The organism is Kistimonas asteriae (assembly GCF_018263925.1).
Classification (GTDB): domain Bacteria; phylum Pseudomonadota; class Gammaproteobacteria; order Pseudomonadales; family Endozoicomonadaceae; genus Kistimonas; species Kistimonas asteriae.
The window spans coordinates 33222-46567 of sequence record NZ_JAEVHF010000015.1; the positions used below are offsets into that span (position 1 = coordinate 33222).

14 protein-coding genes and 1 pseudogene are annotated in these 13346 nt (G+C 54.5%); 5 read left to right on the top strand and 10 right to left on the bottom strand.

The features are described from left to right. Window positions 1-15: 15 nt before the first annotated feature. The 8 genes from nirJ to KHS78_RS16305 form a co-directional block, all read right to left on the bottom strand. Window positions 16-1197: a heme d1 biosynthesis radical SAM protein NirJ gene (gene nirJ, locus KHS78_RS16270; protein ID WP_211829536.1), complete on the bottom strand. Its 1182-nt coding sequence runs from the start codon at window positions 1195-1197 to the stop codon at window positions 16-18. Window positions 1198-1199: 2 nt separating this feature from the next. Continuing rightward, complete coding sequence (gene ahbB / locus KHS78_RS16275) at window positions 1200-1793, bottom strand: siroheme decarboxylase subunit beta (protein WP_246506587.1); 594 nt, start codon at window positions 1791-1793, stop codon at window positions 1200-1202. Continuing rightward, window positions 1768-2211 (bottom strand): Lrp/AsnC family transcriptional regulator, encoded by a 444-nt coding sequence (locus KHS78_RS16280; RefSeq protein WP_211829537.1) that lies wholly within the window; start codon window positions 2209-2211, stop codon window positions 1768-1770. The genes ahbB (KHS78_RS16275) and KHS78_RS16280 overlap by 26 nt, the downstream gene beginning before the upstream one ends. Continuing rightward, the gene (ahbB, locus tag KHS78_RS16285; RefSeq protein ID WP_211829539.1) at window positions 2198-2716 is read right to left on the bottom strand and encodes a siroheme decarboxylase subunit beta; all 519 of its coding nucleotides are present in this window, start codon (window positions 2714-2716) and stop codon (window positions 2198-2200) included. The genes KHS78_RS16280 and ahbB (KHS78_RS16285) overlap by 14 nt, the downstream gene beginning before the upstream one ends. Then, a complete protein-coding gene (locus KHS78_RS16290) occupies window positions 2707-3180 on the bottom strand; it encodes an Lrp/AsnC family transcriptional regulator (RefSeq protein WP_211829540.1) in 474 nt (157 codons plus the stop codon). The genes ahbB (KHS78_RS16285) and KHS78_RS16290 overlap by 10 nt, the downstream gene beginning before the upstream one ends. Then, entirely contained in the window at window positions 3177-4394 is a 1218-nt protein-coding gene (locus KHS78_RS16295; protein ID WP_281417094.1) for a cytochrome D1 domain-containing protein, read from the bottom strand. The genes KHS78_RS16290 and KHS78_RS16295 overlap by 4 nt, the downstream gene beginning before the upstream one ends. Further along, window positions 4391-4729 carry a c-type cytochrome gene (locus KHS78_RS16300; RefSeq protein WP_211829541.1) on the bottom strand — a complete coding sequence of 113 codons (339 nt, stop codon included), beginning with the start codon at window positions 4727-4729 and terminating at the stop codon, window positions 4391-4393. The genes KHS78_RS16295 and KHS78_RS16300 overlap by 4 nt, the downstream gene beginning before the upstream one ends. Window positions 4730-5073: 344 nt before the next feature. Next, the gene (locus tag KHS78_RS16305) at window positions 5074-5247 is read right to left on the bottom strand and encodes a hypothetical protein (protein ID WP_211829542.1); all 174 of its coding nucleotides are present in this window, start codon (window positions 5245-5247) and stop codon (window positions 5074-5076) included. A gap of 213 nt (window positions 5248-5460) precedes the next feature. On the opposite strand from KHS78_RS16305, the gene KHS78_RS16310 reads away from it, so the two are divergent. Beyond that, window positions 5461-6321 carry a DMT family transporter gene (locus tag KHS78_RS16310; protein ID WP_211829543.1) on the top strand — a complete coding sequence of 287 codons (861 nt, stop codon included), beginning with the start codon at window positions 5461-5463 and terminating at the stop codon, window positions 6319-6321. 259 nt (window positions 6322-6580) lie between these two features. Here the strand turns inward: KHS78_RS16310 and KHS78_RS16315 are convergent, their stop codons facing one another. Both KHS78_RS16315 and KHS78_RS16320 read right to left on the bottom strand, forming a co-directional pair. Further along, entirely contained in the window at window positions 6581-7039 is a 459-nt protein-coding gene (locus tag KHS78_RS16315; protein ID WP_211829544.1) for a hypothetical protein, read from the bottom strand. A 261-nt stretch (window positions 7040-7300) separates the two neighbouring features. Then, window positions 7301-7939, bottom strand: coding sequence for a GntR family transcriptional regulator (locus KHS78_RS16320; protein ID WP_211829545.1), 639 nt, complete (start codon window positions 7937-7939; stop codon window positions 7301-7303). A gap of 372 nt (window positions 7940-8311) precedes the next feature. Here KHS78_RS16320 and KHS78_RS16325 point away from each other — a divergent pair, with 372 nt between their 5' ends. The 4 genes and pseudogenes from KHS78_RS16325 to KHS78_RS16340 all read left to right on the top strand — a co-directional run. Beyond that, window positions 8312-9667, top strand: coding sequence for an FAD-dependent oxidoreductase (locus KHS78_RS16325; RefSeq protein ID WP_211829546.1), 1356 nt, complete (start codon window positions 8312-8314; stop codon window positions 9665-9667). A 72-nt stretch (window positions 9668-9739) separates the two neighbouring features. Next, window positions 9740-10864, top strand: coding sequence for a mandelate racemase/muconate lactonizing enzyme family protein (locus KHS78_RS16330; RefSeq protein ID WP_211829548.1), 1125 nt, complete (start codon window positions 9740-9742; stop codon window positions 10862-10864). 11 nt (window positions 10865-10875) lie between these two features. Next, on the top strand, window positions 10876-12459 hold the full coding sequence (locus KHS78_RS16335) for a BCCT family transporter (RefSeq protein ID WP_211829551.1): 1584 nt from the start codon (window positions 10876-10878) through the stop codon (window positions 12457-12459). A gap of 462 nt (window positions 12460-12921) precedes the next feature. Next, window positions 12922-13332, top strand: a pseudogene (locus KHS78_RS16340) (ATP-dependent zinc protease family protein); the annotation flags it as partial. Between the last annotated feature and the right edge of the window lie 14 nt (window positions 13333-13346).

Consider the following 13346-nt stretch of genomic DNA (forward strand, 5'->3'; position numbering starts at 1 on the left):
CCCGGTCTTGAAGGATCAGACCTGCTGCAGGGCAATCGTTTCGGGAACCGGTGAATGCATAACACCGATTTCATCATCGCTCAGATAACAGCCCGGGTCTTCTGCCCAGGGGTCTCCGGTCGTGGTAAAGGCACGGGTACGGGTATTGCCGCCGCAGATGGCCAGGTAACGGCACTGTCCGCAGCGGCCTTTCACGGGTCTCGGTTTTTGCCGGAACCCCTGCATCAGGGCATCATCGGTTTCACGCCAGAGGGTGGAAAAGGGGGTTTCTTTCACGTTGCCCAGATTGTGATCCCACCAGTAGGTGTCGGGATGGACTATGCCAGTGTTGTCTATATTGGCAATGTTGACGCCGGAGGCATTGCCCCCCCAGTTCACCAGCCGCTGTTCGAGGGTTTCGGCCTGTTCCGGCAGATGTTTCCGGGTCCATTGCAGCAGCAATGGGCCGTCGGCATCATTGTTGCCAGTGACATAATCCCGCTCACGACCGTTGGTGATGTCTGACCAGCAGCGGGTGAACAGCAGTTCGATGGCCTCGCGTGTCATCTGGTGGAAGGCATCCCGTTTTCGAGAACGTTTGCCGCGGCCGGCGTAATTGAGGTGGGACAGGTAAAATTTGTCGACATCGTGCTCATCCATAATGTCCAGCAGCGCCGGTAATTCAGCTGCATTGTCACGAGTCAGGGTGAAACGCAGCCCGACCTTGATTCCGGCCTCCTTGCAGAGGCGAACGCCCCGGAGAGCGGCGTCAAATCCGCCGGGCATCTGGCGGAACCTGTCATGGGTCTGTTTCAGGCCATCAATGCTGATACCGACGTAATCGAATCCGGTAGCAGCAATCTGTCCGATATTTTCCTCGGTAATCAGGGTGCCGTTGCTGGACAGGCCGACATAAAAACCGAGAGCCTTGGCCCGCTGGCCAATAGCAAAAATATCCGGTCTCAGCAGCGGTTCGCCGCCGGAGAGAATGAGTACCGGTACCCGGAATTGTTTCAGGTCATCCATAACGCTGAACACTTGTTCGGTATTCAGTTCACCTGGAAAATCAACGTCCGCAGAAATGGAATAGCAGTGCCTGCAGGTCAGGTTGCAGCGGCGTATCAGGTTCCAGATAACCACCGGCCCTGTTGGGCTGGCGGCGGCCCGTACCGGTGTGGGCCGGTACAGTGTTTTCATATATTGCGAGATGCGGAACATGGTTAAAGTCCTCCGCTCGAGGTGTCTTCACTACGGAGTCTGAGACCAGTTTTTTTCAGGATGCGGCTACTGAACAGCACGTCACTTTGACGACAGTGTTTGCCCAGTAAATCGGCGATGCCAGCGATATGTTCGCTGACATCCTCATGGTTACGGCCGTGTACCATGACAAACAGGTTATAAGGCCAGTCGGGCAGTCGGCGGGGACGGTGGTAGCAGTGACTGACATAAGGGAGTTCGCCTACCTGCAGGCCCAGCGTCCTGATCTGTTCATCGGCCACATCCCAAACGGTCATGCCGTTGACCCGGTAGCCCAGCCGGTAATGGTTGGGGACCGCCGCAATGCGCCGGATAATACCGACGGCTTTCATTCGCTCCAGCCGGGCCATCACTTCATCGGCGCTGAGTGCCAGCTGGTCGCCCAGTTGGCGGTAGGGTTCCGGTGTCAGTGGCAGTCCGTTCTGGGTCAGCAGGATCAGCTGACGGTCAATATCGGTCAGGCATTGAAAACCATGGCTGCCGGATACCGTTGATGCCTGATCAGGCATATCGGGTGCAGTGTCTGCGTGTTCAGACCGGGAGATACAGTCCGACATGGAACTCCTCCTGTTTCGGCAGATTGAGGACGGTGAGTCCGGTTTCCTGTTCAATACGGGTGATAACGGCGGCAATGTCATCCTGGGTTTCTGTTGCGAGGACAAACCACATGTTCAGCCGGTGATCGCGTGCGTAGTTGTGCGCCACTTCCGGGAAGGCATTGACGATGGCCGCAACCCGGTCGAAGTCGTCCTCGGACACCTCCATTGCGGCCAGGGTCAGCCCGCCGCCCAATCGTTCCGCGTTGTACATGGGGCCGAACCGGGTCAGAACCCGGTCGTCCAGCAACTGGCCCAGCCGGGTCAGTACTTCATTTTCCGTAATGCCCAGCGCATGACTGACCTGCTCGTAAGGTCGATCACAGACCGGAATGCCTTTCTGTAACAGGTTGATCAGGGTGCGGTCAGTTTTGTCCATCAGTGATCTCCTGAGTTACGGCGCTCCCGGCATAACGGCCGCCACATTGCTTGAACTGCCGGGTGCTGAATAACAGCTGGTAGCGGTAATCGGACAGGTGACAGGTTTTGATCAGCGTATCCAGCCGGGTCTGTACACTTGGACGGCTTTTGTCGTGAATCATGCAGAACAGGTTGTAGGGCCAGAGTGGTAGTTGACGCGGGCGGCGATAACACAGGGAGACTATCCCACTCTCTTTTATCAGTACGCCGATGTCATCAACGGTATGATCGGGAATATCCCAGACCACCATGGCGTTGGCTTGATACCCCAGTTTTGGGTGGTTGACCACAATACCGAAGCGCCGGATGAGTCCCTGATCCCGCCAGCCGGAGAGGGTGGTTATGACTGCATCCTCGGTTGTGCCAATCTGTTCCGCCAGCGCCTGGTACGGTTTCGGTACCAGGGGTAAGCCATTCTGGATCAGTTGCTTCAGGCGTTGCTGGTCACGTTGAGTTAATTCCATTGGATCGGAAATCCCAGGTCGATGTGATAGGCCTGTTCCATCGGCAGATCCAGCGGTTCCAGACCGGTTTCCTGGGCGATGGTGCGCAGCACGGCGGTCAGGGTCTTCTGATCGGGTGCGGTGACCACGAACCAGAGGTTGTAATCATGTTCCCGGGCGTAGTTGTGGTTGATTTCAGGAAAACGATTAACAAGTGCTGCGACGGCTTCCAGCCGGGGTTCGGGCACTGACAGGGCGGCCAGCGTACTGGCCCCTGAGCGTCGATGGCAGAATACCGGGCCGACACGGCTGACCATGGCGTCATCTTGCAGCTGCCTCAGGGCTTCAATCACGCGATCCTCTGTTGTGTTCAACTGCTGAGCGATAACCCGGTAAGGGGAAGATGTCAGTGGGAAATTGTGCTGATAGTGGTCAATGATCTCCCGTTTCAGCTGTTCTATGGCAATATCCTGATAGCTGTTCATAAGCCGATCCTGTGTGCCCTGGCGGTAAAGAAGATGCCGCTGGGACTTTCGGCACTCAATACCTTATCCAGCTGCAGGGTGTCGGTGTCGTATATATGAATTTTGCCGTCATCGCGGACTGAGACCCAGACCTGCTCACCACGCGGTGTGAACTCCATATGCAGTACCGCTTTACCTGGCGACAGGGTCTGGTTGATAGCCAGGCTTTCAGTGTCAATCACCTGGACGCTGTTGTTTTTAGGAAAGGCAAAGTTGACCCAGACCTGTCGTCCGTCAGGCCTGGCCATGACAAAGACCGGTTGGCCCTGGACCGGTATTTCTGCAACCTGTTCCCAGCTGTCGATATTCATGACCAGTACACTGTGACGTCCGACGGCGGGAATGAATGCCCGGTTTCCGGCAATGGCCCAGCCTTCCAGATGTGGCATCTTGTAGACCGGCAGCTTCTGCTGGCCGCGGCCATAATCAGGAAGAATGCGGCGGACGCCCTGTTCCGGATGCCAGAGATCCAGCAGTGCCATACCATCTTCACCGAACAGGCCGGCAATGTAATACCGTCCATCCGGTGTAATCAGGGCATCGTAGGGCTGGCGACCAATATCTTCGAACCGGGTAATGACGGGCTGGTCAGTGGAGCGGTCGGAAAAATCGGCTATCCAGATTTCATTGCTGTCAAATAGGCTGAAGACAAACCGGTTGCCGGGGGCATCCACGAGACCGACAACCCGGGCCTGTTTCGGCTTGCCGGTTTTTTCATCGATCGCTGACAATTGGGTGGCGGGAATATCCGCTACCAGATCCAGGGTGTCGCTGTCGAATACTCGAACCCCGCCGGGTGTGTAGTTGGATACGGCTACCCGTCGGCCATCCTGACTGATAGCGCCTCCAATGCTGTTACCGGATTGAATGACCCGCCGATCAATCGCCGATGTCAGCAGATCCAGCTTGGTCAGACCACCGTCGCGCCCGAAGACATAAGCGAAACGTTCATCCCGGGAAAAGACGACAGAGGCATGTGACAGGTCACCGAGTCCGCTGACACTGGCGAAGGCGCGCTGGTCGCTGGTATCCACGAGTTGTACTGAACCGCTCGCCCGTTCAATCACTACGCCCAGATCGCCGGTTGCCCGTGGAATGATAGCGTTGAGTGAAAAAGTCGTGCAGCCGCCCAACAGTAAACTGACGACAATCGCTGTACAGTGTCTGAACATCATGGTGATACCCCTTCAAGCAGGCGTCTTGCGAGCCAGCGAGATTCAGATTCGGTGAGGATGGATTGCCAGGGGGGCATGGCGGTGCCGGGCCGACCGTAATAAATGGTCGCGGTCAGCAGGGGCTCGGGTTTTCCGGTGAGATTCTCTGGCAGCAGGGCGGGTCCGAGACCGCCTTTCAGGGTCAGACCGTGGCAGGAGCCACAATCCTGTTTCAGCAGGTGAAGCAGTTCACTGCGGCGCTGGCTGGTAATAGCGATATCGTCATCAGCCGTCAGGGAATGGCTGGTTGTGCCCAGCAACAGGGTGGTCAGTAGCGTCAGGGCAGCTTTTTGCACGGTCGATCCTCCCGGCTTGCTGCATTATTATTGGTTGGTTCGATACTGCCACAGAGATGAAGAGTGGTGCCTTGATAAGTATCAAGGTGTGACTGTTAAGTGTTTCTACTGAGGGTGCGCACGGTTTGTGCCTGGTGCAGTGTGTGGCTCAGGGGCCATTATATGAGGGCGTGGAGGACGTAATACCAATCGCGTCTTCTAACTACGGTTTAAATCCCTGCTACAGTGTGCGATTAGGCAACCTTGATCAAAATTAGAGAGTGCGATTGGTATAAGACAGCCCGTAGTAATGACGGGCTATCGATTGTTATTTGCGTGATTTTTATTGAAGAGTCTGGCCTTTCTTACCAGCTAAACTCCAGGTCATCCATATCCAGCATCTCGCGAAGCCGGCGACGCTCCAGGTGGAGTTCGGCCCGTTTTCGCTTTTTCTCGTACTCGGCATGACGTCGACGCTGTTTTTCTTTTCGAGAAGACGCTTCGATGTCTTCTTCGTATAAATAGCTGATCTCTTCCACGGCGATTCGCTCAGGATGTTAAAGATGGCAGGCTTACTGTCCGGCAAAAAACAGCGTGGGTAAATGGATATATTTTTATGCTGATGAGAAATAAAAGTGATGGAATCTCGCAATAGCCAGTGTTTGAACAACAGTCTGTCATTCCATACAGGGTGCAGTGATAATGATCGCTTTTTCTGCCTGCTGGCATAAGCGAAGTAATGGGGTGATGTTATGGTACTGAAGTCGTACCGTCGGCTGGTGGGGTTGCACCTTTCTATCGTGCTTTTTGGCCTGTCAGGCGTCATAGGGAAATACGTCGCACTGGATGCATTGGTCACGACAGGTGGGCGAACACTGTTTGCCACGCTGGCGTTGGGGCTGTTCATGATAATGACCGGTATTTCCTTTCGTCTGCGGCACTACCGGGATTTTCTGGCCATGTCGGGGCTGGGGATGCTGCTGGCACTGCACTGGTATGCCTTTTTTCAATCCATTGTGCTGACTTCTGTGGCGATCGGCCTGGTGACATTTGCTTCTGCGCCGCTGTTTACCTGCCTGCTGGAGCCGCTGGTGGATCGTCGTCGTATCAGTGGTCGCGACCTCTTGGCCGGAGTGGCTGTGATCGCGGGTGTGGCGATGGTTGCGAACCTGAAGGGGGCCAATGGTCAACTGTATAGCGGCATTGGAGCGGGGCTGCTGGCCGCATTGACGTTTGCAGTTTTGCAGATTGCCAACCGAAAACTGATCCGGGGCTATTCCCCGGTGCAGGTGTCCTTCTGGCAGACGGGGGTTGCCGCGCTGGTGCTTGCACCGGTTGCCTGGCCGGTATTGCCGGCACTGGATGGCAATACACTGTCCTGGTTAATCGTGCTGGGCGTGTTGGCAACCGCAGTGGCTCATACACTGTTTATACGGGGTATGACTGTCGTGACAGCGACTATGGCGATTCTGCTGACAGCCCTTGAGCCGCTATACGGTATGGTGGCTGCGGTAGTGTGGCTGAAGGAGATTCCGGCTTTAACGACCCTGATCGGCGGTTGTGTGATTCTTGCTGCAGTGGTTTGGCGTCAGCGGTCAATGGCAGACGCCTGATCCGAATATACCGAAGTGATGAAACGTTAAATGCGACTGATGCAGGTCGATTGTTTTTTATACGATAGATCACTCAAAGCTGATGGCTAAGACCTTTCTCTTTGAGTGAAACATGACACAGGGATGTGTCAGCTTATCTTCTTTTTCTCCTCTCTTTTCCCCGCTTTGTTGTTTTATCTCGATCCTGTTTTTCCATACATCCCAGTGACAGGCAGCACCTGAGTACTACCTGCCTCATTATTTCCTGTTATTGCCGTGTTTATGGATCTGAGCAGCCCTGGAAGGTGGTCTCTTCCGTATCATATTTAACGGCGTCACCCTCTATCCCGTATTTCGAGTGATCGGAAGCGCCCCAGAACTTGATCGTACCAGAGGTCGGTTTGATCACACTAAAGTACCGACAATGCTTGGGTCCGAAGCCCTGGATGCCCACCTTGATGCGTGAATTGACCGGCAAGTTCACCTGCCAGTGTCCGCCGACGGCATAGGTGCCGTAATCATGCACTTTCTGGCTTTCGCCATCACGGGAGACGATCCAGGCGACAAACGCGGTGCCGGGAAGAAAATCGATTGAAACATCTGCCTGTTCGGTCGTGCTGGCCAGGATATGTTCATCCGTGGGTGTGTATTCATAAACGCCCTCTGAGGCCTGCGCCGGAGGTATGGAAAGGATAAGGAGAGAGGCAAGGCAGGGGAGGCAGTAGCGCAAGAACTTCATGGTAACACTCCTGAGATAAAAGGAATGACAGGGGGTGTACAGAAAATTGAAGATCATTAGCTGGGAGTGAATGGGTCACATGCAACAGCGTCCTGATGTTGTGACAGTTCATCGTTAATCCATGGCCTGCAGACAAGCCATCAGGCAACCAGTCTAGAAAACGCGGGGAAAGGTACAAAAGAACAGGGAGTCATAAGTCAGTAACTGGCAGAGAGGGGAGCCCGATTCTGGCCTCAGACCAGTTACCGGGCGAGTAATGATTTACATGCCAATTTTATCCCGGGCCTGCTGTGTCAGGTAACTGATCAGTGTATCGGAGGCTTCGCGGGCATTTTGTCGGTCACCGGCGGCCACGGTCCGCATGATATCGGCATGCAGGTTGGCCGGGTGGCCGGTATCCAGCTCCTTGTTGAGGAACCAGAAGCGACGGGAGAGTCCCTGCAGTGGACTCATGGCTTTAATAAAGTATTCGTTCCGTGCCGCTTCAACTAACAGATGATGAATGTCACGCAGATACGTCAGAAAGGCTTCATCATCATTATTATCAGAGCAGACCAGGATGCCTTCGGCCAGCGCTAGCATGCGTTTTTTCTGCCCAGAGGTCGCGCGTTGGGCGGCCAGCTCTACGCAGGCGGCCTCAATCGGGCGGCGAACTTCCAGCAGCTTCAGCTGGTTTTCCACGGAAACTTCCGGTATTTGAATCCCGCGGCGTGGGTGGATGACCACCATCTGTTCCCAGGCCAGTTTCTGCAGCGCTTCCCGGACCGGGGTACGCCCCATATCCAGCCGTTCCGCCAGTTGCTTTTCGGAGTACATGGCGCCGCCGCGCAACGCCTCGAATATGATCATGCGCTCCAGGCGCTCATACGCCATATCCGTTAAAGAAATCTCACTGTCCATTGATATTGCGCCCATATTCGCCGGTGGTTCTCATCGTGTCTGCCTGGTTGTTCGGGGCAGGTAGTAACTCTGTTGTGGAATCCGGAAACCGAAGGTTTTCGTCAACCGGTGATTAAAGGTATTAGGCTCTCGCTATCAGCTTGTGTTGCGTGAGTGCGAGTCTAAAGAAGCAAGCAGCGTTGTGCCAGCTTCGAGCATCCCACCGCCATCAACACTGTATAGATGTTGCACACTCTTTGACCGCGTATTGGCAGCGCAATTTAACGCTGAACACCTACCGCTTTGTTGACGCAGGTCAGCTATCTGATCCCCGTTGTGAATATTATACGCATATCATTGATATATCAGTTAGAGCGCAGTTGTGAGGGTGTGATGAAAGACTGGAAACTTGAAAACCGCACAGACGGTTTGCCGGACATGCCGGTTCTCAGAGAGCTGGATGTCCTGGTGGTCGGCGGTGGTTCCGCCGGTGTTGCCGCCGCGACGGTATGTGGTCGTAACGGTTTGAAAACCGCGGTAATTGAAAAGTACGGCTTCTGTGGTGGCGCAGCGGTTGCTGGCATGTCCGGCACCATTTGCGGCATGTACATGGCGTCCGATAAGGAGAGCCATGCACCGGAGCAGGTCGTTTTCGGTTTTACAGAAGAATTCCGTAGCCGTCTGGCTGCTCGTGGTGGCGTGACTGAACCTCAGCTCTACGGCAAAACCTTCACCGTGACCCATGATCCGCTGGTCTGGCGTGAAGTTGCTGATGAGCTGCTCGAGGAAGCCGGTGTTGAGGTTTTTTATCACACGGCCGTGAGCGGTGTGATCATGGACGGTGAGACATACAAAGGCGTTATCGTTGAATCCAATGCCGGACGTTCCGTGATTCTGGCCAAGCGCATTATTGATGCCAGCGGTGACGCCGCAGTGGTTGCCCGTGCGGGTGGAGAGTATTTCTTCGGTGATAACGGTGTCATCCAGAATCCCACCATGTTCTTCCGCTTGGGTAACGTGGATATGGACACGTACCTGGAGTTCTACGGCGAAGATACCATCTGTCCGCCCAAGGTGACTGAGAAGATTCTTGCGCTTAACGCCTCCGGCGAATACAGCCTGCCCCGACACAAGATCTGGATCTTCCCGACCACCCGCCTCAATGAGTTGATGGTGAACGCCACTCGCCTGGCGGGTCAGGACGGTCGCGTGCTGAACGTGATTGATCCGGTGGATTTCTCCGAAGCGGAAATCTTCGGGCGCAAGCAGGTTCGTGATTACGCGAAGTTCCTCAAGGCCTTCATGCCCGGTTGTGAAAACAGTTATGTGGTGGATACCGCGGTGGAAGTCGGTATCCGCCAGACCCGTTCTATCGAGGGCATTGAAAAGTTGACCAATGAAGATGTGGTCAGCTGCCGCAAGCGCAGTGATGGCATCGTCCGAACCCCATGGCCGATCGAACTGCATTCCGGTACCAAGCCCAAGCTGCACTGGCTATTGGATGATTGGTACGAAGTGCCCTACGGCACCTTAGTGCCGAAGTTGGGTGAAAACATTATCGTCGCCGGTCGCTGCCTCTGCGCCGAGCACGAAGCCCTGGCCTCCGCACGGGTGACGGCCCAGACCTTTGAATACGGCCATGCAGCAGCCCAGGCAACACTGCTTTCCATTCGGGAAGAGCGTCGCTACCGGGACATCCGGGGTGAAGATGTCCGTGAACACATGACACAAGCGGGCAGCCGGTTTTAAGAAGACCGGTGCCTTATAAGGCCGGGTTACACCCGGCCGTTGAGAGATTGAAACCATTAAAGAGTGTGAAACATGTTGGAATCTAAAATCAGCCGCGTAGAACTGTACGCCGTAGCCGACCGTAATGCCGAAACCCTGCCCTGGGCCGATGATCAGGAGCCGTTGCTTTATACAAATAATGTCGTACGTCTGGTGACTGAGGACGGTCTGGAAGGTGTGGGTGCGACCATCAGCTACACCGAAAATGATTTTGACAAGTGCATTGTTGAAGCCATGCGTACCATTGCCCCCGGTATGATTGGCAAAAACGCACTGATGACCGAAGAACTCCATAGCTGGCTGATGAATCGCTGCAGCTGGGGTGGATTGGTGGCCAAGTCGCCGTTTGATATCGCTGCATGGGATATCAAGGGCAAGAAAGCGGGTATGCCCCTGTACCAGATGCTGGGCGGCGCGCGTAGCAAGATGCTGTCTTATTCTTCTACCCCGATGTTCGATACCGTGGAAGAGTACTTCCCCTTCATCGATGGCTGCATTGAGCACGGCTTCAAAGCCATCAAGCTGCACTGCTACTGCGTCTATGAGAAAGACGTGAAGCTGGTAAAAGCGATTCAGGAACGCTACAAGAATTCCGGTATCGCTTTCATGCTGGATACCGCCATGTACTACAACCAGAAGCAAGCCCTGAAAATGGCCAAGCTACTGGAAGAGTTCGAGTGGGCCTGGTACGAAGCGCCGGTATCGGATTACGACTACAAGTCTTACCAGCGTCTGGTGCGTGAGACCGGTGTCCAGATCTCCAGCCACGGTAACTGCCTGCTGACCCTGCCGGAAGTGGCGCACGCACTGGCTAACGACATGTGGTCCGATGTCCGCCAGGATGCCACTGTCTGTGGCGGTATTACTCCGCTGAACAAGTGCTTTGCACTGGCAGAAGCCCACGGCAAACCACTGGAAATCCAGAGCTGGGGTTACACTGTGACCCAGGCAGCCAACCTGCACGTGGCGCTGGCGCACCATAACAGCACTTACTTCGAGCAGGCCTACCCCTACGAGAACTTTGAGTACGGTGCGAAGAACGTGATCCGCACGGATCGTGACGGTTTTGTTCACGCACCTGAAGCGTCGGGTCTGGGTGTTGAAATGGATTGGGACGCCGTGAAGGCCGCTTCCATCCTGTCCTATGTCTTCGAGTAAGGGGCAGTGTGATGAAACTCAATACTTCAGGCATTGACCTTAATCTGACGTTTACCAGCTTCGCAGCGGTGCTGCTGCTGGGTATCCTGGCGGTGCTTTATCCGGAAGTGGTGAAAGGCACCATGGGCAGCATGCTGGATTTCACCGTGATCAATTTTGGTTCCGGTTTCCTCTGGTATACGCTGTTTGCCACCTTTGCACTGCTGTACCTGGCATTTTCCAGGTTCGGCAATATCCGCATGGGTGACAGTAAACCCAAGTTCAGCAAGTTCCAGCTGTTCGCCATGGCACTGTCTGCCGGTATGGGCGCCAGTACCATGTACTGGGGCTTTATCGAGAGCGTGTACTATTTCATGGACCCGCAGTTCGGTATTGCTGATAAGCATATCGCGATGGAATATGCCACCGCTTACAACATGTTTCACTGGGGTGCGGCTGGCTGGTTCATTTACCTGATCGTGGCCATTCCCTTTGCCGTGGTCTTCTATCTGAAGAAGAGCCAGCGCATGAGCCTGAGTGGCGTGATCAACAGCCTGTTCAACGACAGTCTGCCGGTATGGGCACAGAAGCTGATCGACCTGCTGTTCATTATCACCACCCTGGCGGCCACTGCGCTGACCCTGGGTTTGGGTATTCCGATGATCTCGTCGAATCTCGCGAGCCTCACCGGTATTCCCGATAACCTGATGCTGGGTGTTGGTGTCATCCTGGGTCTGTCCGTGATCTTCTCGCTGAGTTCCTACATCGGTATTGAGAAGGGCATGGCGCGTCTGTCTAGCGCCACCATTTACATCTGTGCGGCCTTTGTTGGCATTATCTTCATCATTGGTCCGTCTGCCCTGATCATGAACAACCTGACCAACGGTATTGGTGTCATGCTGACCGAATACCTGCGGATGAGCACCAACACTGACCCCTATGGCACCACGCTGTTCCCGCAGTACTGGACGGTGTTCTTCCTGGCGAACTGGATCTCTTATTCTCCGGGTGTGGGTGTGTTCATCACCAAGATCATCCAGGGTCAGAAACTGCGTGATGTGGTACTGATTCTGGTCATCGGTGGTACGCTGGGCAGTGCGGTGATCTTCGGGGTTTGCGGTACGTACTCCATGAACCTGATCAATACCGGTGCCGTGGATGGGGTTGCTCTGATCCAGGCCGGTCAGCCGACGACGCTGGTGAAGGATATCTTTGGTCAGAGTCCGATCCCGATGTTGCTGACGGCGATCTACCTGATCACCATGATCCTGTTCACCGTGACGACCCTGGACGGTACCTCCTACTCCCTGGCAGGCATTGCCACCAAGGAACTGGATGCGGAGGCCAACGTGTCACCGATGTTCCGTCTGTTCTGGTGTCTGCTGCTGACGGCGCTGCCCATTGTGTTCCTGCTGATCAATGCGGACCTCAATATCCTGAAGTCATTCCCGGTATTGATTATTGTCCTGATTATGCCGGTATTCTTTGTGGCGGCTGTTAAGACCCTGCAGTACCTGAACCAGAACTACCACCAGATCATGGCGCACCAGCGTGAGCAGGATAAGCGGCTGGGTCTGGAAGAAGAGAACGTCATGGCAGCACCGCAGACTGCCTGATCCTGAGCGATGACGGAGCCTGGCCGGTATGCGTGGGGATGCACCGGCCAGCTTATTGCCCCTGGCGGGACGCCATCATTCGGTCGAGGGGAAAACAAGCGCCGGATGAAAATTAAATGGAGATTTTTTAAGAACTGTTATTTACTATCGACCGGTTTCGGTTAAACTGCGAAAACTCCCGTTTTAACGGGAGTTTTTTTGTTTAGATAGAGTGTATCTGTCGTACAGTGAAGCATTCGTTAATGTCGTCGGTATCCTGCCTGACGAAACGCTGTACTATATTTTATCTTTTTTAAAGAAGACGGTTTTAAAGGGTACGACAGTGCCCGGACATGCTGCTGTCACTTTGGTCCTTCATGATCAACGCCGAGTTGACCTGTAACCGAGTTTTTGCGGGCGGTGGTGTTTTTTTGTTGATAACCGGCAGGCGGGAGCCGCCGGTATTTTAAGAGATAGTTTCCAATGCTGAAAAATGATTCGGACAAGATCATTGTTGGCAGTGAAGAGTGGTGTGCCTTTCCGGCGTTAGGCATCCCCGCCATTAAGGCAAGGGTGGATTCCGGCGCCAAGACCTCCTCAATTCATGCGTTCAATATTCACCCTTTCTCCCGCAGCGGGACACCCTGGGTAAGCTTTGAGATTCATCCGATCCAGCAGGACCGTCGTACCGTGGTGCGTTGTGAAGCCCAGATTGTGGATCGTCGCCTGGTGAAAAGTTCCACGGGTATCTCGGAGAAGCGCTATGTGATTCGTACACTGCTCAACTTTGCCGGTGAAACCTGGGATATTGAGCTGACCCTGGCGAATCGAGACTCAATGGGTTACCGGATGTTGCTGGGGCGCGAAGCCATGAGTGGCCGAATGCTGGTGGATCCGTCGGAAAGTCA